This is a genomic window from Streptomyces sp. NPDC041122, from assembly GCF_055592445.1.
Window position 1 is genome coordinate 36,290 of sequence record NZ_JBVIYQ010000008.1, and the last position, 24,123, is coordinate 60,412.

The window sequence follows — 24,123 nt, forward strand, 5'->3', positions numbered from 1 at the left end:
CTAGCTCTGGTTGAAGAAGCCGTCCGACGGGCGGCTGGTGGCCTCGCCGTTCACGATCTGTGTGTCGGCGGGGGTGAGCAGGAAGACCCGCGTCGCCACGCGCTCGATCGATCCGCGCAGGCCGAAGGTGAGGCCGGCCGCGAAGTCGACCACGCGCTTGGCGTCGGTGGGCTCCATGGACGTGAGATTCATGATGACCGGGACGCCGTCCCGGAAGAGCTCGCCGATGGCGCGGGCGTCCCGGAAGCTGTCCGGGGTCACGGTCCCGATCCGGCGCTCGTCGCCCTCGGCCTTCTCGGTCGCCACCCGCACACGCGGGTCGGTGACCCAGGCCTCCGGCTGTTCGGGCCCCTCGTCCCGGTCGTCTTCGTAGCCGTCGTCGTAGTAACGCTCGTTGTGGTCGTCGTCGACGAGTCCAAGCCAAGCACTCGCCTTGCGCACCGATCCCATGGACGCCTCCTCTCACAGCGGTTTCCCTGGATTCCGCATCCCTATCGTCGTCCATGATGCGGATGATGCGCCAAGTGGATAGTCGCCGCGCGGGGTTTTCGTGACGGTACTGGTGCACAGTCAACACGCCGACGCGCGGTGCGCTTCAAGGGTCGTACCGTGTATGGCTGCTGACTGTGAGTGAAATATGATTCTCCACGGCGTATGGGTGACGGCCGGTGCGTACGGGTGAACGAAGCGCTCGCTACGATGCGCGTCGTTGATCGCTTCGGGCCGCTCGGGGGAGTCGTCTTGTTCGGAATCGTCAGGCCGTGCAGCCATCGCCTCGGCGAAGGGCTCAAGACCCAGTGGATGGCGCACCTGTGCGGGCTCTGCCTCGCGCTGCGCGGCGACCACGGGCAGTTCGCCCGCGTCGTCACCAACTACGACGGCCTGATCATCTCGGTTCTGACGGAGGCTCAGGCCGAGCGTGCCACCGGGTGGCGGCGCACGGCGGGGCCCTGCCCGCTGCGGGGCATGCGGACCGCGTCCGTCGCCCAGGGGGAGGGCGCGCGGCTCGCCGCCGCCGTCTCGCTGGTGCTCGCGTCGGCGAAGATCCGCGACCATGTCGTCGACGGCGACGGGCTGCTGGCGCGCAGGCCGGTGGCGGTCGCCGCCCGGCGGGTGGCCAGGAGCTGGGACCGGGCGGGCGCGCGGACCGGCGCCGATGTGGGGTTCGACACGGCGGTTCTGGTCGACGCCGTCGAACGGCAGGCCGGGATCGAGGCCTTGGCGGGGCCCGGCACCTCCCTGCTCACGGTCACCGAACCCACCGAGACCGCGACCGCCGCGGCCTTCGCGCACACCGCCGTGCTCGCCGGGCGGCCCGGCAACGCGGAGCCGCTGGCCGAGGCGGGCCGGCTCTTCGGCAGGCTCGCCCATCTGCTCGACGCCGTGGAGGACCGGGAAGCTGACGCCGCGTCGGGCGCCTGGAACCCGCTCACCGCGACCGGCACCTCCCGGACCGAGGCGCGCCGCCTGGCCGACGACGCGCTGCGCGGCATCCGGCTCGCGCTGCGCGAGGTCGAGTTCACCGACGGCAAGCTGGCGCACGTGCTCCTCGCGCACGAGCTGACCAGGTCGGTCGACCGGGCCTTCGGGACCGACGGCTGCGGCCACGCCCACGGGCGGCCGGGCGAGGTGACGGCACATCAGGGTGGCTCCGGCGCCTTCGGCCCGCCGCAGCAGGGTGGTGCGTACGGGGCTCCGCAGCAGGGCGGACCGGCCGGCCACCCCTCCGGAGGGCCGTACGGCGGGCAGAACCCGTACGGGGGCGGCAACCCGTACGGAGGCGCGCCCGGTGGACCCGGTGGTCCCGGGCAGGGTGGCTCGGGCGGCTCGGGTGGTCCCGGCGGCCCGGGGTGGTTCGGTGACGGGCCCTCCTTCGACCCACAGCCGCCGAAGCCCGGCAAGCGCGGCTTCTGGACGGGGTGCGCCGTCGCCATCGGCCTCTGCTGCACCTGCAAGGTGTGCTGTGCCGACTCGTACGAGGGCCCCTGGTCCCGCAAGAAGCGCGAGGGCTGCTGCAACGACTGCGGCGACTGCGACTGCAGCGGGTGCGACGGCTGCTGTGACTGCTGCGAGTGCTGTGAGTGCTGCGACTGCGGGCTGTAGCCCGGGCGGATGCCAGGCCGATGACCGTCGGGTGACGGGCCGTCAGTCCTTGATCTCCGGAGGCGAGATCCGCGACCGCTCGATCGCGGAGCCCTGCGTTCCCCACTTCTTCAGGATGCGGTCGTACGTGCCGTCCTTGATCAGCTGGTCCACGGCGGCCCGGAACGCGGGCGCCAGCTTCGTGCCCTTCTTGAAGGCGAAGCCGACGTCGAGCCGGTGGTACTCGCCGAGGAACCTCAGCCCCTCCTGCTGCCGTACGGCGTAGCGCAGGCCGTTGATGGTGGACATCACCACGTCGGCGCGGCCCTGCTGGAGGGCGGGCCAGATCGCGCCCTGCTCGGCGTACGTCTTCACGTCGTACGGCTTCTTGCCCGCGTCGGCGCAGACGTGCTTGTTGTCCTCCAGGGTGACCTCGAACGTGGTGCCCGCCCCGGTCGCCACGTTCAGACCGCACAGCTGCTCGAAGTCGGTGACCTTCTTCAGCTTGCTGTCCTCGCGCACGGCGAAGCCCTGGCCGTCGTTGATGTAGGTGACGAAGTCGATGGTCCTGCGGCGCTCGTCGGTCACGCCGAAGTTGCCCGTGCCGAGGTCGTACTTCCCGCTGCCCAGCGCCGGCAGGATCGCCTCGAAGCTCGCGGGTTCCCGCTTCAGTTCGAGTCCGAGCACCTTGGCCGCCGCGTCCGCGAAGTCGATGTCCTGGCCGACGATCGTCCGGCCGTCCTTCAGGTAGAGCGCGCCGGGCGGGGTGCCGCCGACGGACGAGGCGACGGCGAGCGTGCCGCGGTCGCGGACCTCCGCGGGCAGCAGACGGGCCGCCGCCGCGTTCTTCCTGACCTGGGAGACCACGTCCCGGGTGGGGATCTCGTCGCTGCCGCCGGCGGGCGCGGCCCGGCCCGCGGTGTCGACGGCGTCGCCGGAGCCGCAGGAGGTCAGGGTCAGGGTGACGGCGGTGATCAGCGCGAAGGCCGCCGGGAGCCGGCGGGCGTGCGGGGGCGTGCTCATGACGTGAGGATCTCCAGCTCGGCAGGGCAGGGCAGGGCGAGGCAGGGCAGGGCGAGGGGGACGTGCGAGGGGAGGGGGCCGTCGCCCGCGGTGGGCGGGGCGGCGGAGTGCGCGTGTGAAGGCGGGGGCGGCGGCGTGCGGACGCACGGCCGCCTGCGGAAGAGCGCGGGCTGCCGACCGGGGTGAAAAGCGGCTCGGCGGACGCGGAGCAGCTCAGCCGTTCAGGGACACACGGAGAACGGGAGGCGCGGGATGCGCGGAACGCCCAGGGGGTCGGCTCAGGAGGACATCAACAAGATGCCGACCACACTCGACCGAAGTCGATGTGGGAGCGCGTGACCAGCCACTGCTGCGGATGCATGAGCTAAGTGGAACAGGCATCCGTTTCCGCGTCAACTGCCGTGAGACGTAAGGCTCATATCCTGGACAGCCTTGACAGCGCACGTGAGCGGACCCGTAATCTCGGGAACGGATCGTGCTGAGGGGCTCGGTCCGTGTGAAGGCGTCACCCGTGTTCGGTCTTCTGTCACCACGGAGCCTTCCGCATGTCTTCCGACACCCTCGCCGAAGTGGCGACCGCCCCTCCGCCCCCGGACCCCGCGAAGCCTCCCGCCGCGCCGCGCGTCGTGCCCCGGCGCCGCCTGGGGCAGTGGGGCGCGGCCGCCGCCGTCCTCACCCTCCTCGCGCTGGCCGCCGATTCCGTCGTACGCAATGAGGCGTTCCAGTGGGACGTCGTCGCCGACTACTTCACCTCGGCGTCCGTGCTGCGCGGTCTCGGGCTCACGCTCTGGCTGACGGCCCTCGTCATGGTGCTCGGCTTCGCGCTCGGCACCCTGCTCGCCCTGGCCAGGCTCTCCGCCAACCCCGTCCTGCGAGCCGTGAGTTGGGGGTACGTCTGGTTCTTCCGGTCGATGCCGATCCTGGTGCAGCTGCTCTTCTGGTTCAACATCGGGGCGCTGTACCCCCAGGTGTTCGGCGTGAAGACGGTGAACCTGCTCGGCCCCGTCACCATCGCGGTCATCGGGCTCACCTTGCACGAGGCCGCGTACGCCGCCGAGGTGGTGCGCGGCGGGATCCTCTCCGTCGACCGCGGGCAGACCGAGGCCGCGCAGTCGCTCGGGCTCGGGCCGTGGCGCCGATGGCGCCGGATCGTGCTGCCGCAGGCCATGCGGTCCATCGTGCCGCCGGCCGGGAACATGCTGATCGGCACCCTCAAGGGCACCTCGATCGTCTCCGTCATCGCCGTGCAGGACCTGCTCTACTCCGTCCAGCTCGTCTACCACCGCACCTACCAGGTCATCCCGCTGCTGATGGTCGCCACCCTCTGGTACGTGGCGGTCACCTCGGTGCTCGGCGTCGGCCAGTACTACGTCGAACGGCACTACGCGCGCGGGACGGAGCGTGCGCGATGAGTCCGGCCGGGGCGCCGCCCCGCCCTTCCCTGGTGATCGTCGGCGCCGGGCCGCGTGGCACCGGCATCCTGGAGCGCATCGCCGCCAACCTTCCCGGTATGTACGGGAGTTCGCAGGACGCGGGACGTTCGGAGAGTGGGCCCGGCTTCGGCGGTGCCGGGTTCGACGTGCACCTCGTCGACCCCTGGCCGCCGGGGCCCGGACGCGTCTGGCGGCACGACCAGTCGCCGCTGCTCTGGATGAACTCCCAGGCCCAGGACGTCACCATGTTCACCGACGACACGGTGGAGGTCACGGGCCCGGTCCGGCCGGGCCCCGCCCTGCACGAGTGGACCGGGCGCGACGGGCGGGAGTTCCTCGGCCGCCGTGACCAGAGCGCCTATCTGCGCTGGGTGTACGAACGGGCCGTGGCCGCCCTGCCCCCGGACGTCACCGTGCACCACCACCGGCGCAGGGCCCTGCGCGTCACCGGGGCCCGCGACGCCCGCCAGGAGGTGACTCTCGAAGGCGTCGACGCCCCGCTCGTCGCGGACCTCGTCATCCTCGCCCAGGGGCACCTGGACGCCGAACCGGACGGCGAGCAGGCGCGGTTGGCCGACCACGCCCGCCGGAACGGGCTCGTGTACCTGCCGCCCGACTTCACCGCCGACAGCGACCTCTCCGGGCTCGCGCCCGGCGCGCCCGTCCTCGTGCGCGGCTTCGGCCTCGCCTTCGTCGATCTGATGGTGCTGCTCACCGAGGGCCGCGGCGGACGCTTCGAGGGGGACACGTACCACCCCTCGGGCCGCGAACCCGTCCTCTACATCGGCTCGCGGCGCGGCGTGCCCTACCGGGCGAAGATCGGGTACGACTGGACCGGCGAACGGCCACCGCTCCCGCGCCACCTGGGACCGGCCCAGATCGACGAACTCCTCGCCAGACCCGGCGGGTTCGACTTCGAGCGGGACGTGTGGCCGCTCGTCGAGAAGGAACTCGGCTTCGCCCACTACCACCGCCTCTTCACCGCACACCCCGACCGCACCCGCACCGCCTGGACGGACTTCGACGAGAAGTACGCGGCCTGCGACCCCGGCAGCCCCGAACTCGACGCCCTCGTCGCCTCCGCCGTGCCCGACCCCGCCGACCGGCTCGACCTCACCGCGCTCGACCACCCGCTGGCCGGCGTCCGGCACACCTCCTACGAGGCCCTCCAGGACGGGCTGCGCGCCCACGTCGCCGCCGACCTCGCCCGCAGGCACGACCCCGGACACAGCCCCGACCTCGCCGTCTTCCTCGGACTGCTCTCGGTCTACGGGCAGGTGGTGCGGCTCGGCGACGTGGGGCCCTGGTGGCACGGCTTCTTCAGCTACCTCGCGTCCGGACCGCCGGGCCCCCGGCTGCGGCAGCTCCTCGCCCTCTCGCGGGCCGGCGTCGTGCGCTTCCTCGGCGCGGACGTCCGGGTGACCGCCGCGGACGGGGTGTTCCGCGCCGCGAGCCCCACCCTGCCCGGCCAGGCCACCGAGGCCCGCGCCCTCGTCGAGGCGCGGCTGCCGCAGCCCACCCTCGCCCGCACCCGCGACCCGCTGCTGCGCGCCCTGCACGACGAGGGGGCCGCCGCCACCGCGGCGGGGCTCCTCGCCGTCGACCCGGCCGACGGGCGCGTGCTCGACCGGGCGGGCGTGCCGCACCCGCGCCGCTTCGCGCTCGGACCGCACACCGACGCGCGCGGTGCCGGCGCGTTCACCCGGCCGCGCACCAACAGCCCCACCTTCCGGCAGAACGACGCCACCGCACGCGCCGTACTCGACTTCCTGCGCACCGCCTGAACCGTCCGCGCACCCCTGAACCAGAGGAACCCCCATGCCGTCCCTGACCGGCCACGCCCCGCCCCCGATGGTCGAACTCCGTTCCGTGCACAAGTCGTTCGGGTCCCTGCCCGTCCTGAAGGGGGTGGATCTGCGGGTCGCCAGGGGCGAGGTCACCGTGATCCTCGGCCCCTCCGGCTCCGGCAAGTCCACCCTCCTGCGCACCATCAACCACCTGGAGAAGGTCGACGCGGGCCTGATCACCGTCGACGGCGCGCTCATCGGCTACCGGCGCTCCGGGGACAAGCTGTACGAGCTGCGCGAGCGCGAGGTCCGGCGCCAGCGCACCCGCATCGGCTTCGTCTTCCAGGACTTCCACCTCTTCCCGCACCTGACCGTCCTGGAGAACGTCGTCGAGGCGCCGGTCTCCGCCCTCAAGCGGCCGCGTGCCGCCGTACACAAGGCAGCACACGAACTGCTCGCACGGGTCGGCCTCGCCGACAAGGCGGACGCCTACCCCGGGCAGCTCTCCGGCGGCCAGCAGCAGCGGGTCGCCATCGCCCGCGCGCTCGCCCTGGAGCCGGCGCTGCTGCTCTTCGACGAGCCGACCTCGGCGCTCGACCCCGAACTGGTCGGCGAGGTGCTCGACGTCATCAAGGACCTGGCCCGGCAGGGCACCACGATGATCGTCGTCACCCACGAGATCGGCTTCGCCCGCGAGGTCGCCGACACCGTCGTCTTCATGGACGACGGCCACGTCGTCGAGGCGGGCGCCCCCGCCGACGTACTCGACGCCCCCCGGCACGACCGCACCCGCGCCTTCCTCTCGAAGGTCCTCTGAGCCGAGGCCTCCGCCCCAAGGCCTCCGATCCGAGGCCGTCGACCGACACATAGCCCCACCGTAGAAAGGTCCAGCCGATGTCCCACCGAGGAACCGGCAGCTGCCCCCTCCATCTCGCCGCGGCCATCGACCTCCCCGGCGCCCACGAAGCCCGCCCCTACACCGACCTCGCGCTGCTCGCCGAGGGCGGGGCGCTGGACTTCGTGACGCTCGGGGACTCCTTCGCCAGGCCCGGCCTCGACGCCCTCGCCGTGGCCGCCCGGATCGCGCCCCGCACCGGACGCGTCGGGCTCGTGCCGACCGTCACGACCACCCACACCGAACCGTTCCACGTGCAGGCCGCCGTCGCGACCCTCGACTGGGTCAGCCACGGGCGGGCCGGGTGGGCCGTCGACGTGTCGGCCACCGAGGCCGAGGCCCGGCTCTTCGGGCGGCGGCCCGCCGCGCCCCGCGAGGAGCTGTGGCAGGAGGCCGGTGAGGTCGCCGACGTCGCCGCCCGGCTGTGGGACAGCTGGGAGGACGACGCGGAGATACGGTCCGTGGCGACCGGCCGCTTCATCGACCGGGACAAGCTCCACTACGTCGACTTCGAGGGCCGCGCCTTCTCCGTGCGGGGCCCGTCCATCGTGCCGCGCCCGCCCCAGGGCCACCCGGTGCGGGTCGTCGACGCGACCGAGCCACCGGCCCGCGAGACCGCCGCCCGGCACGCGGACGTCGCCCTGGTGCGCGCCTCGACCGCCGCCCGAGCGGATGCCGCACGCGCCGAACTCAGGGAACTCGCGGCGAGGTTCGGGCGCGATCCGCGGACCCTGCGGGTGTTCGCGGCCCTCGACGTCGACCTCGGCGGCGGCGAACACGCCGCCGAGCCGGGGCACGGCGGGGGGCCGCTGCCCACCGCCGCCGGATCCGTCTACCGGGGCGGGCCCGTGGACCTCGCCGACCTGATCGCCGACTGGCACCGCGCGGGCGCCGTCGACGGCTTCCACCTCACGCCCGTCGAACCCCGCCGTGACCTGGAGCGGCTCGTCAACGGCACCGTCGCGCTGCTCCAGCACCGCGGCCTGTTCCGCACCTTCTACCCGGGCAGCACGCTCCGGGAGCATCTGGGGCTCGCCCGCCCCGCCAACCGTCACGCCGTCCTCGCGGGGGAGCCCTCATGACCCGACGCCCCAAGCAGATCCACCTGGCCGCGCACTTCCCCGGCGTCAACAGCACCACCGTCTGGACCGATCCCGCGTCCGGCTCGCACATCGACTTCTCGTCCTTCGAGACGCTCGCCCGCACCGCCGAGCGCGGCCTCTTCGACTTCTTCTTCCTCGCCGAGGGGCTGCGGCTGCGCGAGCACAAGGGACGCATCCACGACCTGGACGTGGTCGGACGCCCCGAGTCGCTGACCGTCCTGACCGCGCTCGCCGCCGTCACCGAACGGCTCGGTCTGGCCGGCACCGTCAACGCCACCTTCAACGAACCCTTCGAACTGGCCCGCAGGTTCGCCTCCCTCGACCACCTGAGCGGGGGCCGCGCCGCCTGGAACGTGGTCACCACATCGGACGCCTTCACCGGCGAGAACTTCCGCCGCGGCGGCTACCTCGACCGGGCCGACCGCTACACCCGCGCCGCCGAGTTCCTGGCGACCGCGCGCGAACTCTGGGACTCCTGGACGCCGGAGGGCCGCCCCCGCCCCTTCGCGCACCGGGGACGGCACTTCACGATCGAGGGCGAGTTCACCGTGCCGCGCTCCCCGCAGGGTCACCCCGTCGTGATCCAGGCGGGGGACTCGCCCGAGGGCCGGGAGTTCGCCGCGTCGGCCGCCGACGTGATCTTCACACGGCACGGCACACCGGAGGCGGGCCGCGCCTTCTACGCCGACGTGAAGGGCCGGCTCGCCAAGTACGGGCGGTCCGAGGACGATCTGAAGATCATGCCCGGGGTCAGCTACGTCCTCGGGGACACCGCCGCCGAGGCGCAGGAGAGAGCCGCCGAGATCCGGCGCAGCCAGGTCACCCCGCAGAACGCCCTCCTCGCCCTGGAGCAGGTGTGGGGCGTGGACCTCTCCGCGTACGACCCGGACGGGCCGCTCCCCGAGATCGACCCGGACCCCGATTCCGAGCTGGTCCAGGGGCGGGTGAGGATCGCCGACCGGCTCGCCGTCGCCGCGAAGTGGCGTGCCCTGGCCGAGGCCAAGGGGCTCTCCATCCGGCAGACCGTCATCGAGACCACGGCCCGCCAGTCGTTCGTCGGCACCCCGGAGGCGGTCGCGGCCGAGCTGACGGAGTTCGTGCGCACCGACGCCGCCGACGGCTTCATCCTCGTGCCGCACCTCACCCCCGGCGGGCTCGACGACTTCGTCGACAAGGTGGTGCCACTGCTCCAGGAACGCGGCGCGTTTCGCACGGAATACCGGGGCGCGACGCTCCGCTCCCACCTCGGCCTGCGGGAGCCGGTGTGGAAGGGTTGACCAGCATGAGCACCGAGAACGAAGAGCTGTGGAAGCACTGGCACGCGCAGCGCACGGAGACGGTGTCGGCCCCCTACGGGCCGCTCTCCCTCACCGGCACGCACTGGCTCGCCGACCACGCGGACGGACATCTTCCGGGAATCCCCGGGCGCTGGGCCGAGGAGGCCGAAGCGGTCGTCCTCACGGCGAGTCCCGAGGACGGACTCACCGTCGACGGGCGGCCGTTCACCGGTGAGGTCCGGCTGGCCGCCGACACCGCGCCGATCCCCGACGCCCGCGTCGCGCACGGCGGCCGCCGCCTCGTCGTGATGCGGCGCGAGGGCCTGTGGGCGGTCCGCGACTTCGACCCGGACGCCACCGCCCGCACCGTCTTCCGGGGCATCGAGGTCACCGCGTACGACGCCCGCTGGGCGGTGCCCGGACGCTTCACCCCGTACGGCGAGGGCCGCACCGTCCTGGTCGGCAACGCGGACGGCAAGGAGCGCGGCCTCGGGCTCGACGGTGAACTCTCCTTCCGGCTCGGGGGAGTCGAGCACACCCTTCGGGTGGGCGTGGAGGGCGACGGCTCGCTGTGGGCCGTCTTCGCGGACGCCACCAGCGGCACGTCCAGCTACCGCTTCCGGTTCCTGCGGCCCGCCGCGCCCGATACCGACGGCCTCACCACGGTCGACTTCAACCGTGCGCTGCTGCCGCCGTGCGCCTTCACCGACCACTTCATCTGTCCCTTCCCGCCGCCCGGGAACACCCTGGTCACCGAGATCGCGGCGGGGGAGCGGAACCTTCGCGACCGCTGAGGCGTCCGAGTACCCGGGCGCGCACGAGCGCATCGACACGAGCGGCACCCCGGTGGCGTACCACGGGTACGGGACCACCGGGGTCGGCCGACATGTATCGGTCGGCGGCCGAAAGGCGCCCTTGTGCGGCCGGTGACCCGCCCCCAATACTCCCGAGCAGCGCTTGTCAGGAGCACGGCTATACCGGAATCCGGGCTTGCTCTTTGGCTGCGCCTCACGGGTCTTCAACCCACAAAGACCCACTGACTTCCCTCGGGAGGAACAAACGTGAGGATCAAGCGCACCATCCCCCACAGCCGTACGGCGAGATCTGCCGGTCTGCTCGCCGTGGCCACCGGACTCGTCGCCGCAGGAGCGCTCGCCGTCCCCTCGGCCAGCGCGCAGGACACCGCGACGACGTTCAGCGCGGCGCAGCTGGAACAGGCCAGTGACGCCGTGCTCGGCGCGGACGTCGCGGGCACCGCCTGGGGCGTCGACGCCCGGACGAAGCAGGTCGTCGTGACCGCCGACAGCACGGTCTCCACGTCCGAGATAGCCGAGATCAAGGCCGCGGCCGGCGCCAACGCCGACGCCCTGAAGATCCAGCGCACCTCCGGCACGTTCCAGAAGTACATATCCGGCGGCGACGCCATCTACGCGGACAGCTGGCGCTGTTCGCTCGGCTTCAACGTGCGCGACAGCGCGGGCGCCTACTACTTCCTGACCGCGGGTCACTGCACCGACGGCGCGGGCACCTGGTGGTCCAACTCCTCGAAGACCACGGTGCTCGGCACCACGTCGGGCTCCAGCTTCCCGACCAACGACTACGGCATCGTGCGCTACACCAACAACTCGGTCACCAAGTCCGGCACCGTGGGCAGCCAGGACATCACCCGGGCCGCCGACCCCACCGTCGGCCAGACGGTCACCCGGCGCGGCTCCACGACCGGCATCCACAGCGGCCGGGTCACCGCGCTGAACCAGACCGTCAACTACGGCGGCGGTGACGTCGTCTACGGCTTGATCAAGACCACGGTCTGCGCCGAACCGGGCGACAGCGGCGGCCCCCTGTACGCGGGCTCCACCGCGCTGGGTCTGACCTCCGGCGGCAGCGGCAACTGCTCCTCGGGCGGCACGACGTTCTTCCAGCCGGTCACCGAGGCGCTGCGCGCGTACAACGTCAGCGTCTTCTGAGCGGCGGTCCACCGCCGCACCGAACGGCCAGGGAGCCCCCGTCCGGACATCGGACGGGGGCTCACCCTTGTCCCGTAGCGCTCTCCCTTTGTGCCCGCCGCGGGGCTACCGTCGAAGGGAACACCCAACACGCCCAATTCGGACCCTGGGGGGCCGGCATGGTCGAGGAGCTGGTGGCGGCGGGAGCGGCCCTCGGGGCGGTCGGGGCGGTGTACGTGATGGCGGCGGCCCGCGTCGTCAAGCAGTACGAGCGGGGCGTGGTGCTGCGGCTCGGAAAGCTGCAACGGGCCGTGCGGGGACCGGGTTTGACGCTGGTCGTGCCGTTCGTGGACCGGCTCCGCAAGGTGAACATGCAGATCGTGACGATGCCGGTGCCCGCGCAGGACGGCATCACGCGCGACAACGTCACGGTCCGGGTGGACGCCGTCATCTACTTCAAGGTGGTCGACGCCTCCAGCGCGGTCGTGGAGGTGGAGGACTACCGGTTCGCGGTCTCGCAGATGGCGCAGACCTCGCTGCGCTCCATCATCGGCAAGAGCGACCTGGACGACCTGCTCTCCAACCGCGAAAAGCTCAACCAGGGACTGGAGTTGATGATCGACTCCCCGGCCATCGGCTGGGGCGTGCAGATCGACCGCGTCGAGATCAAGGACGTCTCGCTGCCCGAGACGATGAAGCGCTCCATGGCCCGCCAGGCCGAGGCCGACCGCGAACGCCGCGCCCGCGTCATCAACGCCGACGCCGAACTCCAGGCCTCCAAGAAACTCGCCGAGGCCGCCCACGAGATGGCCGAGGAACCGGCTGCGCTCCAACTCCGGCTTCTGCAGACCGTGGTGGCCGTCGCCGCCGAGAAGAACTCCACCCTCGTTCTGCCCTTCCCCGTCGAGCTCCTCCGCTTCCTGGAACGGGCCCAGCAGGCCCTGCCGCAGCAGCCACAGCAGCCGCAGGAGCCGCGGCCCGAGCCGTCGGCCGCCGCCGTGCGGCCGCCGGATTCCGGGACACCGGACGCGGAAGCCGGAGAACCGGGCCCCGCCGCAGGGGCGAGAACCGGACAGGACTAGTCCTCACAGGCTGACGACCGTTCCTCGCACGGGGTGTTTGCGACAGGAACTGACGTGGTGGGACCCGGGCCGGCGGACGTGCCGGGGGCGCACAGGTCTTTCGTACGCGCGTCCTGAAGTAGACCTTGTGTGCTACCGGACGGCGTCGGGATAGTAAGCGAGGCAATGGTCATGGACGCGTCGCTTCCGCTCGGGCGAATCCTTGTCCCGCAAGCACTTCCGGCTCGTCAGGCCCCCACGCCTGCCGGGTCGTTCCCCCCACAGGAGGTCGTGAGTCTTGAAGCACCGACGCATACCCAAGCGGCGTGCAGCCGTGGCGGGCGCGGGCATCGCCGCGCTGGTCGCCGCGGGAGTCACCTTCCAGAGTGCGAACGCGAGCGAGAACGACCCGGCCCCCACGCCGGACACCCTCTCGGTGGCGAAGGCCGGAAAGCTCGCCTCGTCCCTGACCAAGGACCTCGGCGCGGACACCGCGGGAACGTACTACGACGCCAAGGCCAAGGCCCTGGTCGTGAACGTGCTGGACAAGAGCGCCGCACAGGCCGTCGAATCGGCGGGCGGCAAGGCGAGAATCGTCGAGAACTCCCTGGCCGAACTGAAGAGCGCCCGTGCGACGCTCGACGCCGAGGCCGCCGTGCCCGGCACCTCGTGGGCGATGGACCCGGCCACCAACAAGGTCGTCGTCACGGCGGACCGCACGGTCAAGGGCGCCAAGCTCGACAAGGTCGGCTCGATCGTGAAGAGCCTGGGCGGCAAGGCGGAGCTCAAGCGGAGCAAGGGCGAGTACAAGGCCCTCATCGCCGGCGGCGACGCGATCTGGGGGAGCGGCTCGCGCTGCTCGCTCGGCTTCAACGTGGTCAAGGGCGGGCAGCCCTACTTCCTGACGGCGGGCCACTGCGGCAACGCGGTCAAGAGCTGGTCCGACTCGCAGGGCGGCTCGGAGATCGCCGCCACGGAGGAGTCGAGCTTCCCGGGCAACGACTACGCCCTCGTGAAGTACACGGCGGACACCCCGCACCCGAGCGAGGTGAACCTCTACGGCGGCACCCAGGCGATCAGCAAGGCCGGGGACGCCACGGTCGGCCAGAAGGTGACGCGCAGCGGCAGCACCACCCAGGTCCACGACGGCGAGGTCACCGCGCTCAACGCCACGGTGAACTACCAGGAGGGCCAGGTCGACGGCCTGATCCAGACCACCGTGTGCGCCGAGCCCGGCGACAGCGGCGGCGCGCTCTTCGCCGGCGACACCGCGCTGGGTCTCACCTCGGGCGGCAGCGGCGACTGCTCCTCGGGCGGCGAGACGTTCTTCCAGCCGGTCCCGGAGGCGCTTTCGGCCTACGGAGCGGAAATCGGCTGACCTCACGGAACGCCGGGAGCCCCGCCCCCGCGACCGTGGGGGCGGGGCTTTTCCGTATTTCTTGTGAAAGTTTTCACAAGTGCGCACAGGTCTGAAGTCCCCTGACAGGTCTGCAGGTCAAGGGGCATTTCTGAGGCGCTTTCCATTCTCCTGAAGGACCTTCTGCCCTGCGTTCGGGGTCCTTTTCGGCGCCTCGCGTAAGGCGTACGGGTGTGGAATCGAGGTGCAGCGGAAAAGTCCCGACGAAGGAGTGCCGCCATGCAGGCCAACGAGATGGTGGACGGACTGGTGGCGAGGGCGCTCACCGCGCTCGGCCGGTTCGAGGGTTACGACCAGGAGCAGGTCGACCACATCGTCAAGAGGGCTTCCCTCGCCGCGCTCGGCCGGCACGGGGAGCTCGCCCGGCAGGCGGTCGAGGAGACCGGGCGCGGCCTCTTCGAGGACAAGGCGGTCAAGAACCTCTTCGCCTGCGAGCACGTCGTCAACTCGATGCGCGGCCTGAGGACCGCGGGCGTGATCGCCCGCGACGAGCTGAACGGCGTCACCGAGATCGCCGAACCCGTCGGCGTCGTCTGCGCGATGACCCCGGTCACCAACCCGACCTCGACCACGGTCTTCAAGGCGCTCATCGCCCTGAAGACCCGCAACCCGATCATCTTCGCCTTCCACCCGGGCGCCCAGCGCTGCTCCGCGGAGGCGGCCCGCATCGTGCGGGACGCCGCGGTCGAGGCAGGCGCCCCCGAGGACTGCGTGCAGTGGATCGAGGAGCCCTCGATGGAGGCCACCGGCCTGCTCATGCACCACGAGGGCGTCTCCACGATCCTCGCCACCGGCGGCAACGCGATGGTCCGGGCCGCCTACTCGTGCGGCAAGCTCGCGCTCGGCGTCGGCGCCGGGAACGTGCCCGCGTACGTCACCCGAACCGGCAGGCTGCGCAGGGCCGTGCACGACATCGTGCTCTCCAAGGCCTTCGACCACGGCATGATCTGCGCCTCCGAGCAGGCGGTCATCCTGGACGCGGAGGTCTACGACGCGGGGATCGCGGAGTTCGAACGGCTCGGCGCGTACGTCGTCACGGCGGCCGAGAAGACCAAGCTGGAGGAGTTCGTCTTCGGCACCACCGCCTTCGCCCACAACTGCTCGGGCGCCGAGCTGAACGCGGCGGTGGTCGGCAGGTCCCCGCGGTGGATCGCCGAACAGGCCGGGTTCACCGTGCCCGAGGGCACCTCGGTCCTGCTCGCCGAGTGCGCCGAGGTCGGCCAGGGCGAGCCGCTGACCCGCGAGAAGCTCTCCCCGGTGCTGGCCGTCCTGAAGGCCGACACCACCGAGCACGGGCTCCAACTGGCGGCCCGGATGGTCGAGTTCGACGGCCTCGGGCACAGCGCCGCCGTCCACACCGAGGACGAGGAGCTCGCCGAGGAGTTCGGCCGGCGGGTCAAGGCGGTCCGCGTCATCGTCAACGCGCCCTCCACCTTCGGCGGCATCGGCGACGTCTACAACGCCTTCCTGCCCTCACTCACCCTCGGCTGCGGCTCGTACGGGCACAACTCGGTGTCGGACAACGTCTCCGCGGTCAACCTGATCAACGTCAAGCGGATCGGACGGCGCAACAACAACATGCAGTGGTTCAAGGTCCCCCCGAAGATCTACTTCGAGCGCAACGCACTGCGCTACCTCGGTGAGATGGACGGCATCCGGCGCGTCTCGCTCGTCACGGACAGGACCATGTCGGCGCTCGGGTTCGTGCGGCGGGTGACGGACATCCTCGCGGCCCGCCCCGAGCCGGTCACCGTCCAGGTCATCGACGACGTCGAGCCCAACCCGGAGCTCGCGACCGTGCGGGCCGGTGCCGCGCGGATGCGGGACTTCGGACCGGACACGATCATCGCGCTCGGCGGCGGCTCGCCGATGGACGCGGCCAAGATCATGTGGCTGATGTACGAGCACCCGGAGGTCGAGTTCGCGGACACCAAGGAGAAGTTCTTCGACATCCGCAAGCGGGCCTTCACCTTCCCCGGCCTCGGCGACAAGGCGAAGCTGGTGGCGGTCCCGACCACCTCGGGCACGGGCAGCGAGGTCACCCCCTTCGCCGTCATCTCCGACCCGGAGGCCGCGCAGAAGTACCCCCTCGCCGACTACGCGCTCACCCCGGACGTCGCCATCGTCGACCCGGTCCTGCCGATGGAGCTCCCGGCCACCGTCACCGCCGACTCCGGCTTCGACGCGCTGACCCACGCCACCGAGGCGTACGTCTCCGTGTACGCGAACGACTACACCGACGGGCTCTGCCTCCAGGCGATCAAGCTCATCTTCGGGAACCTGGAGCGGTGCGTGGTGGACGGGGCGAAGGACCCCGAGGCGCGCGAGAAGATGCACAACGCCTCGACGGTCGCGGGCATGGCCTTCGCCAACGCCTTCCTCGGCCTGGTGCACGCCATGGCGCACACCCTCGGCAACACCTTCCACGTCGCCCACGGCCGTACCAACGCGCTGCTCCTGCCGCACGTCATCCGGCACAACGGCACGGTCTCCGGCAAGGCGACGCCGTGGCCGAAGGCCGAGGTCTACCGCGCCCCGGAGCGGTTCCAGGAGATCGCCCGGATGCTGGGCCTGCCGGCGGCCACCCCCGAGGAAGGTGTCGAGTCCTATGCCCGTGCGGTCGAGGAACTGCGTGCCAGGTGCGGTATTCCGGCGTCCTTCCAGGAGGAGGGTGTGGACGAGGCGGCCTTCCTGGCGGCTCTGCCGCAGCAGGCGATGAACGCGTACGCCGATCAGTGCGCGCCGGCCAATCCGCGGATGCCGATGCTCTCCGAGATGGAGGGGCTCATGCGGCAGGCGTACTACGGCGCGCCCTGAAGGGGCGCGGGGAACGGCGCGACCAGCCACCGATAAGCCGCAGATACGGACTCACCGCTTCGGCCAGTACCACAGGGGTTCGTCCAGAAAGCCTTCCCTGCCCGCCACCGTCGTTCGGCCCGACTCCTTGAGCAGTTCCACGGAGTTGACGTCGACCCGGTGGCGGGCCGCTCCCTTGGCCACCGCTTCGGCAAGAGGGCGGGCATGGGTCACCAGGACGATCTGGGTGTCCTTCGTCGCGGCGGCGATCAGGTCGGCGAGCGGGCGCAGCAGGTCGGGGTGGAGGCTGGTCTCCGGTTCGTTCAGGACCAGCAGGGCCGGCGGGCGCGGGGTGAGCAGCGCGGCGGCCCACAGCAGATAGCGCAGGGTGCCGTCGGACAGCTCGGCGGGGCCCAGCGGGCGCAGCAGTCCGTGCTGGTGCAGCTGGAGCTCGAAACGCCCGGCGTGGTCGACGACGCGGACCCGGCTGCCGGGGAAGGCGTCGTCCACCGCCTCGTCGAGCGCCCGGTCGTCGCCGGTCTCGCGGATGGTCTGCAGGGCGGCGGCCAGGTCCGCGCCGTCGTGGGCGAGGACGGGGGTGCGGGTGCCGATGCGGGCGGCGCGGGCGGGCGCGTCGGCGTCGGTGCGCACATGGTCGTAGAACCGCCAGGAGCGGATCAGCTCGCGCAGCCGCAGCAGGTCGGGCGCCAGCTGCGGGTCGGCGAACTCGCTCAGCATGCTGTCGTACGGCCGGATGCCCTGGGAGCGGTGCCAGCCGCCGTCGGCCGTGCGGGTGCGCACGGCGGGGCCCGCGCGGTCGCAGAGCAGCGCGGCGGGGCGCAGGACGGGGCCCGCCCAGGTGGACTCGCGCTTGATCTCGGGGTCGAGGGCGAACAGGGAGGGGGCGCCGCCGGGGCCCGCGCCGCTGGACTGGGGGAGGCCGAAGTCGACCGCGTACCCGAACTCGTCGCCCGCGAAGCCCAGCTTCAGGCCCGCGGGCTCCGCCGTGCGCTCGCCCGCCCAGAGCGCGGAGGGCAGGCCGCCCTCCCGGGCCAGGGCGGCGACCGCGCCGCCGGTGGCCGAGTCGGCGAGGAGCCGGAGGGCGCGGTAGAGGCTGGACTTGCCCGTGCCGTTCGCGCCCGTGATCACGTTCAACCGGTCCAGCGGGACGATCAGCTTGCGCAGGGAGCGGTAGTTCTCGACGGCGAGTGTGCGGATCATGCGTCCCAGCCTCGCACCGGGGTCTGACAACGCGGCCCGGCCGCGGGGCCACCGCCGCTCACGTCAGGCGCGGGCGGCGCTCACGTCGTGCGAGGGTCACGCGATGCCCCGGTAGCGGGTGGCGCTGAGGTCGATCGAGCTGCTGTGCGGGCTCCTGCGGCGGGCGGAGAGGGCGAGGGTGACGACGACGCCGAGGACCGCCCAGGCGGAGAGGACGAGGAGGGCCCGGGTGACCGAGTTGCCCTCGAAGTACGCGATGGAACGGGCCACCCAGGTGCCCGCGCCCGGCGGCAGCCAGGGGCCGATCGCCCGCCAGAAGGGCGGCAGCATCGGCAGCGGGAAGGCGCCGCCCGCGCTCGGGTTGCCCCCGATGACGATGAGGAGGACGGCCAGGCCGATGCCGACGATGCCGGTGAGCGCCTGCAGGGCGAGCGTGATCGCGCCGACTCCGAAGATCACCAGGGCGCCGAGGCCCCACAGGCCGAGGACGCTGCCGGGCAGCGCGCCGAGGATCGGCCCGATGATGACGGCGCCGCCGAGGCCGCCGACGATCGAGTAGAGCGCCATGGTGGCGAGCCTGATGACCGCGCGCGAGAGGTTGGCGGCGCGGGAGCCCGCGCTGATCGCGAGGATCGACGCGCACAGATAGCCGCCGACGCACCAGCCGACGACCAGGTAGAAGGACGACAGGCCGTTGAAGTCGTGGGCCGAGGCCGGGACCACGTCGTCCGTCCTGACCGTGCGCTTCTGCTCCGCGTCGACCTTGCCGACGAGGTCGGTGAGGGTCCTGGAGAGCGCGGTGCCGCCGCCGGACGCGACCAGGAGGGTGTCGGTCGTGCCGCGCGGGTCGACGAGCAGGGCGCCGTCGATGTCGCGGTTCATGAGCTGGCGGCGGGCCGTGGCCTCGTCCTTGAGGACGCGGGGGTCGAGCGGTTCGCCGGGGAGCTTCTCCAGACGGTCGGCGGTCTGTTGGGCCGCGGGCCCCGGGGCGACCACCCCGAAGGCGACGTCCTTGGGTTTCGGGTCGTGCAGCGCTCCTACGTAGGAGGCGATGAACAACAGCTGCAGGGCGAGGACGCCGATGACGAGCAGGGCTGCTCGCGGGGTGACGGCGCTCTTGAATTCATCGGCGAAGCTCATGCGTCCACGCTCGGGGGCCGCGGGCGTTCGCGCAGGTGGGATGGGCCGAACGGACGAGGGGGCAGGGGGAGACAGGGGGACGGCCGCCCCGCACTCCTTAATCGAACATACGTGTCGTACGTAAGTTCGAAACTGGTCTATGGTGGAGAGCAGGGGGATGTGAGATCGGATCGGTTCAGGGTTCCAGGAGGTGCGTGTGCCAGGGTTCACGCATCTGCACACCGTCTCCGGGTTCTCCTTGCGGTACGGCGCCTCGCATCCGGAGCGGCTGGCCGAGCGCGCCGCCGAGCGGGGCATGGACGCCCTCGCCCTCACCGATCGGGACACCGTCGCGGGCGCCGTCCGGTTCGCCAAGGCCTGCGCCAAGGCGGGCCTCCGGCCGCTCTTCGGGGCCGAACTGGCGGTCGGGGAGGCCGCCCCGGCCGCGGGCGAGCGGCGCCGGGCCCCGGTGCGCGGAGGTGCCTTCATCGATGAGTCGACCCCGCGCGTGACCTACCTCGCCCGGGACGGCGCCACCGGCTGGGCCGCGCTCTGCCGGCTGATCACCGCCGCGCACCGCGCCGGCACCGCCGAGGGGCCGCCCGTCCTGCCCTGGCCGGAGAACCACGGGGACGGACTGACCGTGCTGCTCGGCCCGGCCTCCGACGTGGGCCGCGCGCTCGCCGCGGGCCGCCCCGACCGCGCCGCCCGCCTCCTCGTCCCCTGGCGCGAGCGCTACGGCGACGCGCTGCGGCTGGAGTCCGTCTGGCACGGCCGCGAGGGCACCGGACCCGGCTCGCTGCGGCTGGCCGCACGCACCGTCGGATTCGCCGCCGAACAGGGCGTGCGCCCCGTCCTGAGCAATGCCGTGCGCTACGCCGACCCCGGCCAGGGCCCCGTCGCCGACGTCCTCGACGCCGCGCGCCGCCTCGTCCCCGTCGACCCGGCCAAGGGACTCGACAGCGGCGAACGGTGGCTCAAGGGCGCGGACGACATGCTGCGCGTCGCCGAGCGCGTCGTCGAGGCCGCGGGATTCCGCCGCGACACCGCCCACCGCCTGCTCGAACAGACCCGGGCGGCCGCCGCCGAGTGCCTCGTCGACCCCGAGGACGACCTCGGCATGGGCTCCGTGCACTTCCCCGAGCCGCGCCTGGTCGGCGCCGGGCGGCGCACCGCGCAACGCGTCCTCGCCTCACGGGCGGCGGCCGGCATGATCCGGCGCGGCTATGACACCCGGCGCGCGTACTGGGAGCGGATGCACCACGAGCTGGACATCATCGACCACCACGGCTACGCCTCGTACTTCCTGACCGTGGCCCAAGTCGTCGACGACGTACGCGGCATGGGCATCCGGGTCGCGGCGCGCGGCTCCGGCGCGGGCTCCCTGGTCAACCACCTCATCGGTATCGCGCACGCCGACCCCGTCGAACACGGGCTGCTCATGGAGCGGTTCCTGTCCAAGCGGCGGCACGTCCTGCCGGACATCGACATCGACGTCGAGTCGGCCCGCCGCCTGGAGGTCTACCGCGCGATCATCGGACGCTTCGGCACCGAGCGGGTCGCGACCGTCGCGATGCCCGAGACCTACCGCGTCCGGCACGCCGTGCGCGACGTGGGCGCCGCCCTGTCCATGGACCCCGCCGAGATCGACAGGATCGCCAAGGCCTTCCCGCACATCCGCGCCCGCGACGCCCGCGCCGCGCTGGAGGAGCTGCCGGAGCTGCGGGAGGTGGCCCGGGAGCGGGGCGGCGACAAGCGGCTGTGGGAGCTGGTCGAGGGTCTTGACGCGCTGCCGCGCGGCGTCGCCATGCACCCGTGCGGGGTGCTGCTCTCCGATGCCTCGCTGCTCGCCCGTACGCCCGTGGTGCCGACCAGCGGCGAGGGCCTGCCCATGTCGCAGTTCGACAAGGAGGACGTGGAGGACCTCGGGCTGCTCAAACTGGACGTGCTCGGGGTGCGGATGCAGTCGGCGATGGCACACGCGGTGGCGGAGGTCGAGCGGGCCACCGGCGACGTGGTGGACCTCGACGACCCGCGCCGGGTCGCGCCGGGCGACCCGGCGACGTACCGGCTCATCAAGTCCACCGAGACGCTCGGCTGTTTCCAGATCGAGTCGCCCGGCCAGCGCGATCTGGTCGGCCGGCTGCAACCCGAGACTTTCCACGACCTGGTGGTCGACATCTCGCTGTTCCGGCCGGGGCCGGTCGCCGCCGACATGGTGCGGCCCTTCATCGAGTCCCGGCATGGCCGCGCGCCCGTCCGCTACCCGCATCCCGACCTGACACCCGCACTGAAGGAGACCTACGGCGTCGTCGTCTTCCACGAGCAGGTCATCGAGATCGTGAACGTCATGACCGGCTGCGGGCGCGACGAGGCGGACCGGGTGCGGCGCGGACTCTCCGACCCCGAGTCGCAGGGCCGGATCCGCTTCTGGTTCGCGCAGCAGGCGGCCGCCAAGGGGTACGACGCGGAGACGATCGGCCGCACCTGGGAGATCGTCGAGGCCTTCGGGTCGTACGGCTTCTGCAAGGCGCACGCGGTGGCCTTCGCCGTGCCGACGTACCAGTCGGCGTGGCTGAAGGCTCATCACCCGGCCGCCTTCTACGCGGGGTTGCTCACCCACGACCCCGGCATGTACCCGAAGCGGCTGCTGCTCGCGGACGCGCGGCGGCGGGGGGTGCCGATCCTTCCGCTGGACGTGAACCGGTCCGCGGTCGCTCACCGTATCGAACTGGTGTCCGATGAAGCGGGATCCCGGGAGGTTTGGGGGCTGCGGCTCGCCCTCTCCGACGTGCACGGCATCAGCGAGGCGGAGGCCGCGCGGATCGCCGACGGGCAGCCCTACGCCTCGCTCGTCGACTTCTGGGAGCGGGCCCGGCCCGCCAAGCCGGTCGCGCAACGGCTCGCGCAGGTCGGCGCGCTCGACGCGTTCGGCGCCAACCGCCGCGACCTGCAACTGCACCTGGCCGAGCTGCGCCGGGGCGCGCGGCCCGGGCGGGGCGGACGGGGCGGGGCCGGGGCCCAACTCCCGCTGGCCGACGGCCGGAAGACGGCCCCCGCGGGCCTGCCCGACCTGGACGACGCGGAGCGGCTCAGCGCCGAACTGGGCGTCCTCGGCATGGACTCCTCGCGCCACCTCATGGGCGACCACCGGGGCTTCCTGGAGGAGCTCGGCGTATTCAGCGCGCGGCGGCTGCGCGAGGCCGAACACGGCGCGACCGTGCTGGTCGCGGGCGCCAAGGCGGCCACCCAGACCCCGCCGATCCGCTCCGGCAAGCGCGTCATCTTCACCACCCTGGACGACGGCACGGGCCTGGTCGACCTGGCCTTCTTCGACGACGCCCACGAGCGGTGCGCGCACACCGTCTTCCACTCCTGGCTGCTGCTGGTCCGCGGCGTGGTGCAGCGCCGCGGCCCGCGCAGCCTCAGCGTGGTGGGCGCGGCGGCGTGGAATCTGGCGGACCTGGTGGAGGTGCGCAAGGAGGGCGGCCTTGACGCGGTGGCGGCGCGCCTGGCGGAACCGGAGCCGGGGGCGGCCCCCGAGGAGGTGCGGGACCCGGCAGGCGGCCGCCGCATCCGCATGGCCAACGGATACGAGATGCACCCCTGGGCGGATCTGCGCCCGGCGGGCGAGGGATCGGCGGGCACGAACAGGAAGCTGTGGCACCAGAGTCCGGGGAGCGCGGGATGAACGACGGGATCGCCGGGGGCGGCGGGGCGAGCACGGGTGACGGGAGCGGGGTGAGGGTGGACGGCGGGGCCACCACTCTCTACGTACGGTTCCTGCTGCCGCCCCTGTACGAAGCCGTGCTGCCCCAACTGATCGCCCTGCTGGGGGAGTTCACCCCGCAGGTCGAGGCGCTGCCGCCGGACGCCGCGCTCGTGGACGTGCGCGGGGCGCGGCGGTACTTCCGGCGGGACGCCGCCGAGCTGGCCGCGCTGATCCGGGTGCGGGCGCTCGCGCTGTACGGGGTGGAGTGCGCGGTCGGCGCCGGGCCCGGGCCGATGCTGGCGCGGATGGCCGCGCGCGGCGCCGCCCCCGGGGTGACGTGTGCGGTGCCCGAAGGGCCGGACGGCGTACGGGAGTTCCTCGCCGGACGGCCGGTCGGTGAGCTGCCGGGCATCGGCCGCGCCACCGCCCGTACGCTCTGCGAGTACGGCCTCGACACCCTGGAGAAGGTCGGCGCGGCACCGCTGTCCACCCTGCAGCGGCTCCTCGGTGCCCGCGCGGGCCGCGAGCTGGGCGAGAAGGCGCGGGGCGTCGACCGCACCCGGGTTACACCGAACGCCGCCGCCCGCTCGCTCGCCGTCGAACGCCCCTTCCCGCGCGACGAGCTCGACCCCTTCCGGCACCGCCGCGCGCTGCTCTCCGGCGCCGAGGAGCTGGGCGTCAGGATGCGCGGCGAGGACCAGGTGTGCCGCTCGCTCGCCCTCACCGTGCGGTACGCGGACCGCACCGGATACGCGACGATCACCCGGAGCCGTACCCTGCCCGAGCCGACCGCCCACTCCGCCGCGCTCACCACGGCCGCCTACCGCATGTACGAGTCGCTCGGCCTGCAGCGGGCCCGGGTGCGAGCCGTGTCGCTGCGCGCGGAGGGTCTCGGACCCGCCGAACACGCCACCCACCAGCTGACGTTCGACCCGGCGGACGAGAAGGCCCGCCGGATCGAGGAGGTGGCGGACCGGGCGCGGGAGAAGTTCGGGCCCGGGGCGATCGTGCCGGGGACGCTGGCGGCGTGAGGCGGGGTGTGATGCTCGCGCGGGGTCCGCTCCGATGCGACGGGCGACTGCCGTGCGGCGTCCCTCGTGCAGTGTCTGCCGTGCGGTGACGACCACGCCAGTGAACACTGGAACTTTTTGCCGACGCGCCGCTTCACTCTTCATCTACTCGCGCGTAATTTGACGTGAGCACGGCATCCTGTCGATCCGGGTCACAGGGCACCCCCACGCACCCCACGCA

The 24,123-nt window shown here is 72.5% G+C and carries 17 protein-coding genes; 13 read left to right on the forward strand and 4 right to left on the reverse strand.

All coding sequences use genetic code 11. The features are described from left to right. Positions 1-450, reverse strand: coding sequence for a cell division protein SepF (locus ACZ6B8_RS26860; RefSeq protein WP_471080144.1), 450 nt, complete (start codon positions 448-450; stop codon positions 1-3). Positions 451-741: 291 nt separating this feature from the next. On the opposite strand from ACZ6B8_RS26860, the gene ACZ6B8_RS26865 reads away from it, so the two are divergent. Next, positions 742-2,103 carry a DUF5685 family protein gene (locus tag ACZ6B8_RS26865; RefSeq protein ID WP_471608950.1) on the forward strand — a complete coding sequence of 454 codons (1,362 nt, stop codon included), beginning with the start codon at positions 742-744 and terminating at the stop codon, positions 2,101-2,103. A 42-nt stretch (positions 2,104-2,145) separates the two neighbouring features. On the opposite strand, the gene ACZ6B8_RS26870 is transcribed toward ACZ6B8_RS26865, so the two are convergent. Beyond that, positions 2,146-3,105, reverse strand: a complete 960-nt coding sequence (locus ACZ6B8_RS26870) for an ABC transporter substrate-binding protein (RefSeq protein WP_471080150.1) — start codon at positions 3,103-3,105, stop codon at positions 2,146-2,148. Between the two features lie 545 nt (positions 3,106-3,650). Between ACZ6B8_RS26870 and ACZ6B8_RS26875 the strand changes: the two genes are divergently transcribed. The 10 genes from ACZ6B8_RS26875 (at position 3,651) to adhE (ending at position 16,841) form a co-directional block, all read left to right on the forward strand. Beyond that, a complete protein-coding gene (locus ACZ6B8_RS26875; RefSeq protein WP_471080153.1) occupies positions 3,651-4,517 on the forward strand; it encodes an amino acid ABC transporter permease in 867 nt (288 codons plus the stop codon). Beyond that, positions 4,514-6,322 carry an FAD/NAD(P)-binding protein gene (locus ACZ6B8_RS26880; protein ID WP_471608951.1) on the forward strand — a complete coding sequence of 603 codons (1,809 nt, stop codon included), beginning with the start codon at positions 4,514-4,516 and terminating at the stop codon, positions 6,320-6,322. Before ACZ6B8_RS26875 ends, ACZ6B8_RS26880 begins: the two co-directional genes overlap by 4 nt. A 34-nt stretch (positions 6,323-6,356) precedes the next feature. Next, a complete protein-coding gene (locus tag ACZ6B8_RS26885; protein WP_471608952.1) occupies positions 6,357-7,142 on the forward strand; it encodes an amino acid ABC transporter ATP-binding protein in 786 nt (261 codons plus the stop codon). Positions 7,143-7,219: 77 nt separating this feature from the next. Continuing rightward, on the forward strand, positions 7,220-8,302 hold the full coding sequence (locus ACZ6B8_RS26890; protein ID WP_471080162.1) for an LLM class flavin-dependent oxidoreductase: 1,083 nt from the start codon (positions 7,220-7,222) through the stop codon (positions 8,300-8,302). Continuing rightward, positions 8,299-9,600 (forward strand): NtaA/DmoA family FMN-dependent monooxygenase, encoded by a 1,302-nt coding sequence (locus tag ACZ6B8_RS26895; protein ID WP_471608953.1) that lies wholly within the window; start codon positions 8,299-8,301, stop codon positions 9,598-9,600. Before ACZ6B8_RS26890 ends, ACZ6B8_RS26895 begins: the two co-directional genes overlap by 4 nt. Before the next feature lie 5 nt (positions 9,601-9,605). Beyond that, positions 9,606-10,394 carry a DUF1684 domain-containing protein gene (locus ACZ6B8_RS26900; protein WP_471608954.1) on the forward strand — a complete coding sequence of 263 codons (789 nt, stop codon included), beginning with the start codon at positions 9,606-9,608 and terminating at the stop codon, positions 10,392-10,394. 267 nt (positions 10,395-10,661) lie between these two features. After that, entirely contained in the window at positions 10,662-11,567 is a 906-nt protein-coding gene (locus ACZ6B8_RS26905) for a S1 family peptidase (protein WP_471608955.1), read from the forward strand. A 158-nt stretch (positions 11,568-11,725) separates the two neighbouring features. Continuing rightward, entirely contained in the window at positions 11,726-12,628 is a 903-nt protein-coding gene (locus ACZ6B8_RS26910) for a slipin family protein (RefSeq protein ID WP_471608956.1), read from the forward strand. A gap of 277 nt (positions 12,629-12,905) precedes the next feature. Further along, positions 12,906-13,985, forward strand: a complete 1,080-nt coding sequence (locus ACZ6B8_RS26915; protein ID WP_471608957.1) for a S1 family peptidase — start codon at positions 12,906-12,908, stop codon at positions 13,983-13,985. 258 nt (positions 13,986-14,243) lie between these two features. Beyond that, positions 14,244-16,841: a bifunctional acetaldehyde-CoA/alcohol dehydrogenase gene (gene adhE / locus ACZ6B8_RS26920; protein WP_471608958.1), complete on the forward strand. Its 2,598-nt coding sequence runs from the start codon at positions 14,244-14,246 to the stop codon at positions 16,839-16,841. Between the two features lie 51 nt (positions 16,842-16,892). Here the strand turns inward: adhE and ACZ6B8_RS26925 are convergent, their stop codons facing one another. Together ACZ6B8_RS26925 and ACZ6B8_RS26930 are read right to left on the reverse strand one after the other, a co-directional pair. Continuing rightward, complete coding sequence (locus tag ACZ6B8_RS26925; protein WP_471608959.1) at positions 16,893-18,041, reverse strand: AAA family ATPase; 1,149 nt, start codon at positions 18,039-18,041, stop codon at positions 16,893-16,895. 96 nt (positions 18,042-18,137) lie between these two features. Then, positions 18,138-19,181, reverse strand: a complete 1,044-nt coding sequence (locus ACZ6B8_RS26930) for an ABC-2 transporter permease (protein WP_471080186.1) — start codon at positions 19,179-19,181, stop codon at positions 18,138-18,140. A gap of 196 nt (positions 19,182-19,377) precedes the next feature. Between ACZ6B8_RS26930 and ACZ6B8_RS26935 the strand changes: the two genes are divergently transcribed. Beyond that, a complete protein-coding gene (locus ACZ6B8_RS26935) occupies positions 19,378-22,851 on the forward strand; it encodes a DNA polymerase III subunit alpha (protein ID WP_471608960.1) in 3,474 nt (1,157 codons plus the stop codon). Beyond that, on the forward strand, positions 22,848-23,903 hold the full coding sequence (locus ACZ6B8_RS26940) for a DNA polymerase Y family protein (protein WP_471608961.1): 1,056 nt from the start codon (positions 22,848-22,850) through the stop codon (positions 23,901-23,903). Before ACZ6B8_RS26935 ends, ACZ6B8_RS26940 begins: the two co-directional genes overlap by 4 nt. Positions 23,904-24,123: the final 220 nt, after the last annotated feature.

Coding starts and splice junctions, on each gene's coding strand:
- ACZ6B8_RS26860 (WP_471080144.1), bottom strand. CDS start 450: ATGGGATCGGTGCGCAAGGCGAGTGCTTGGCTTGGACTCGTCGACGAC.
- ACZ6B8_RS26870 (WP_471080150.1), bottom strand. CDS start 3,105: ATGAGCACGCCCCCGCACGCCCGCCGGCTCCCGGCGGCCTTCGCGCTG.
- ACZ6B8_RS26875 (WP_471080153.1), top strand. CDS start 3,651: ATGTCTTCCGACACCCTCGCCGAAGTGGCGACCGCCCCTCCGCCCCCG.
- ACZ6B8_RS26880 (WP_471608951.1), top strand. CDS start 4,514: ATGAGTCCGGCCGGGGCGCCGCCCCGCCCTTCCCTGGTGATCGTCGGC.
- ACZ6B8_RS26885 (WP_471608952.1), top strand. CDS start 6,357: ATGCCGTCCCTGACCGGCCACGCCCCGCCCCCGATGGTCGAACTCCGT.
- ACZ6B8_RS26890 (WP_471080162.1), top strand. CDS start 7,220: ATGTCCCACCGAGGAACCGGCAGCTGCCCCCTCCATCTCGCCGCGGCC.
- ACZ6B8_RS26895 (WP_471608953.1), top strand. CDS start 8,299: ATGACCCGACGCCCCAAGCAGATCCACCTGGCCGCGCACTTCCCCGGC.
- ACZ6B8_RS26900 (WP_471608954.1), top strand. CDS start 9,606: ATGAGCACCGAGAACGAAGAGCTGTGGAAGCACTGGCACGCGCAGCGC.
- ACZ6B8_RS26910 (WP_471608956.1), top strand. CDS start 11,726: ATGGTCGAGGAGCTGGTGGCGGCGGGAGCGGCCCTCGGGGCGGTCGGG.
- adhE (WP_471608958.1), top strand. CDS start 14,244: ATGCAGGCCAACGAGATGGTGGACGGACTGGTGGCGAGGGCGCTCACC.
- ACZ6B8_RS26925 (WP_471608959.1), bottom strand. CDS start 18,041: ATGATCCGCACACTCGCCGTCGAGAACTACCGCTCCCTGCGCAAGCTG.
- ACZ6B8_RS26930 (WP_471080186.1), bottom strand. CDS start 19,181: ATGAGCTTCGCCGATGAATTCAAGAGCGCCGTCACCCCGCGAGCAGCC.
- ACZ6B8_RS26940 (WP_471608961.1), top strand. CDS start 22,848: ATGAACGACGGGATCGCCGGGGGCGGCGGGGCGAGCACGGGTGACGGG.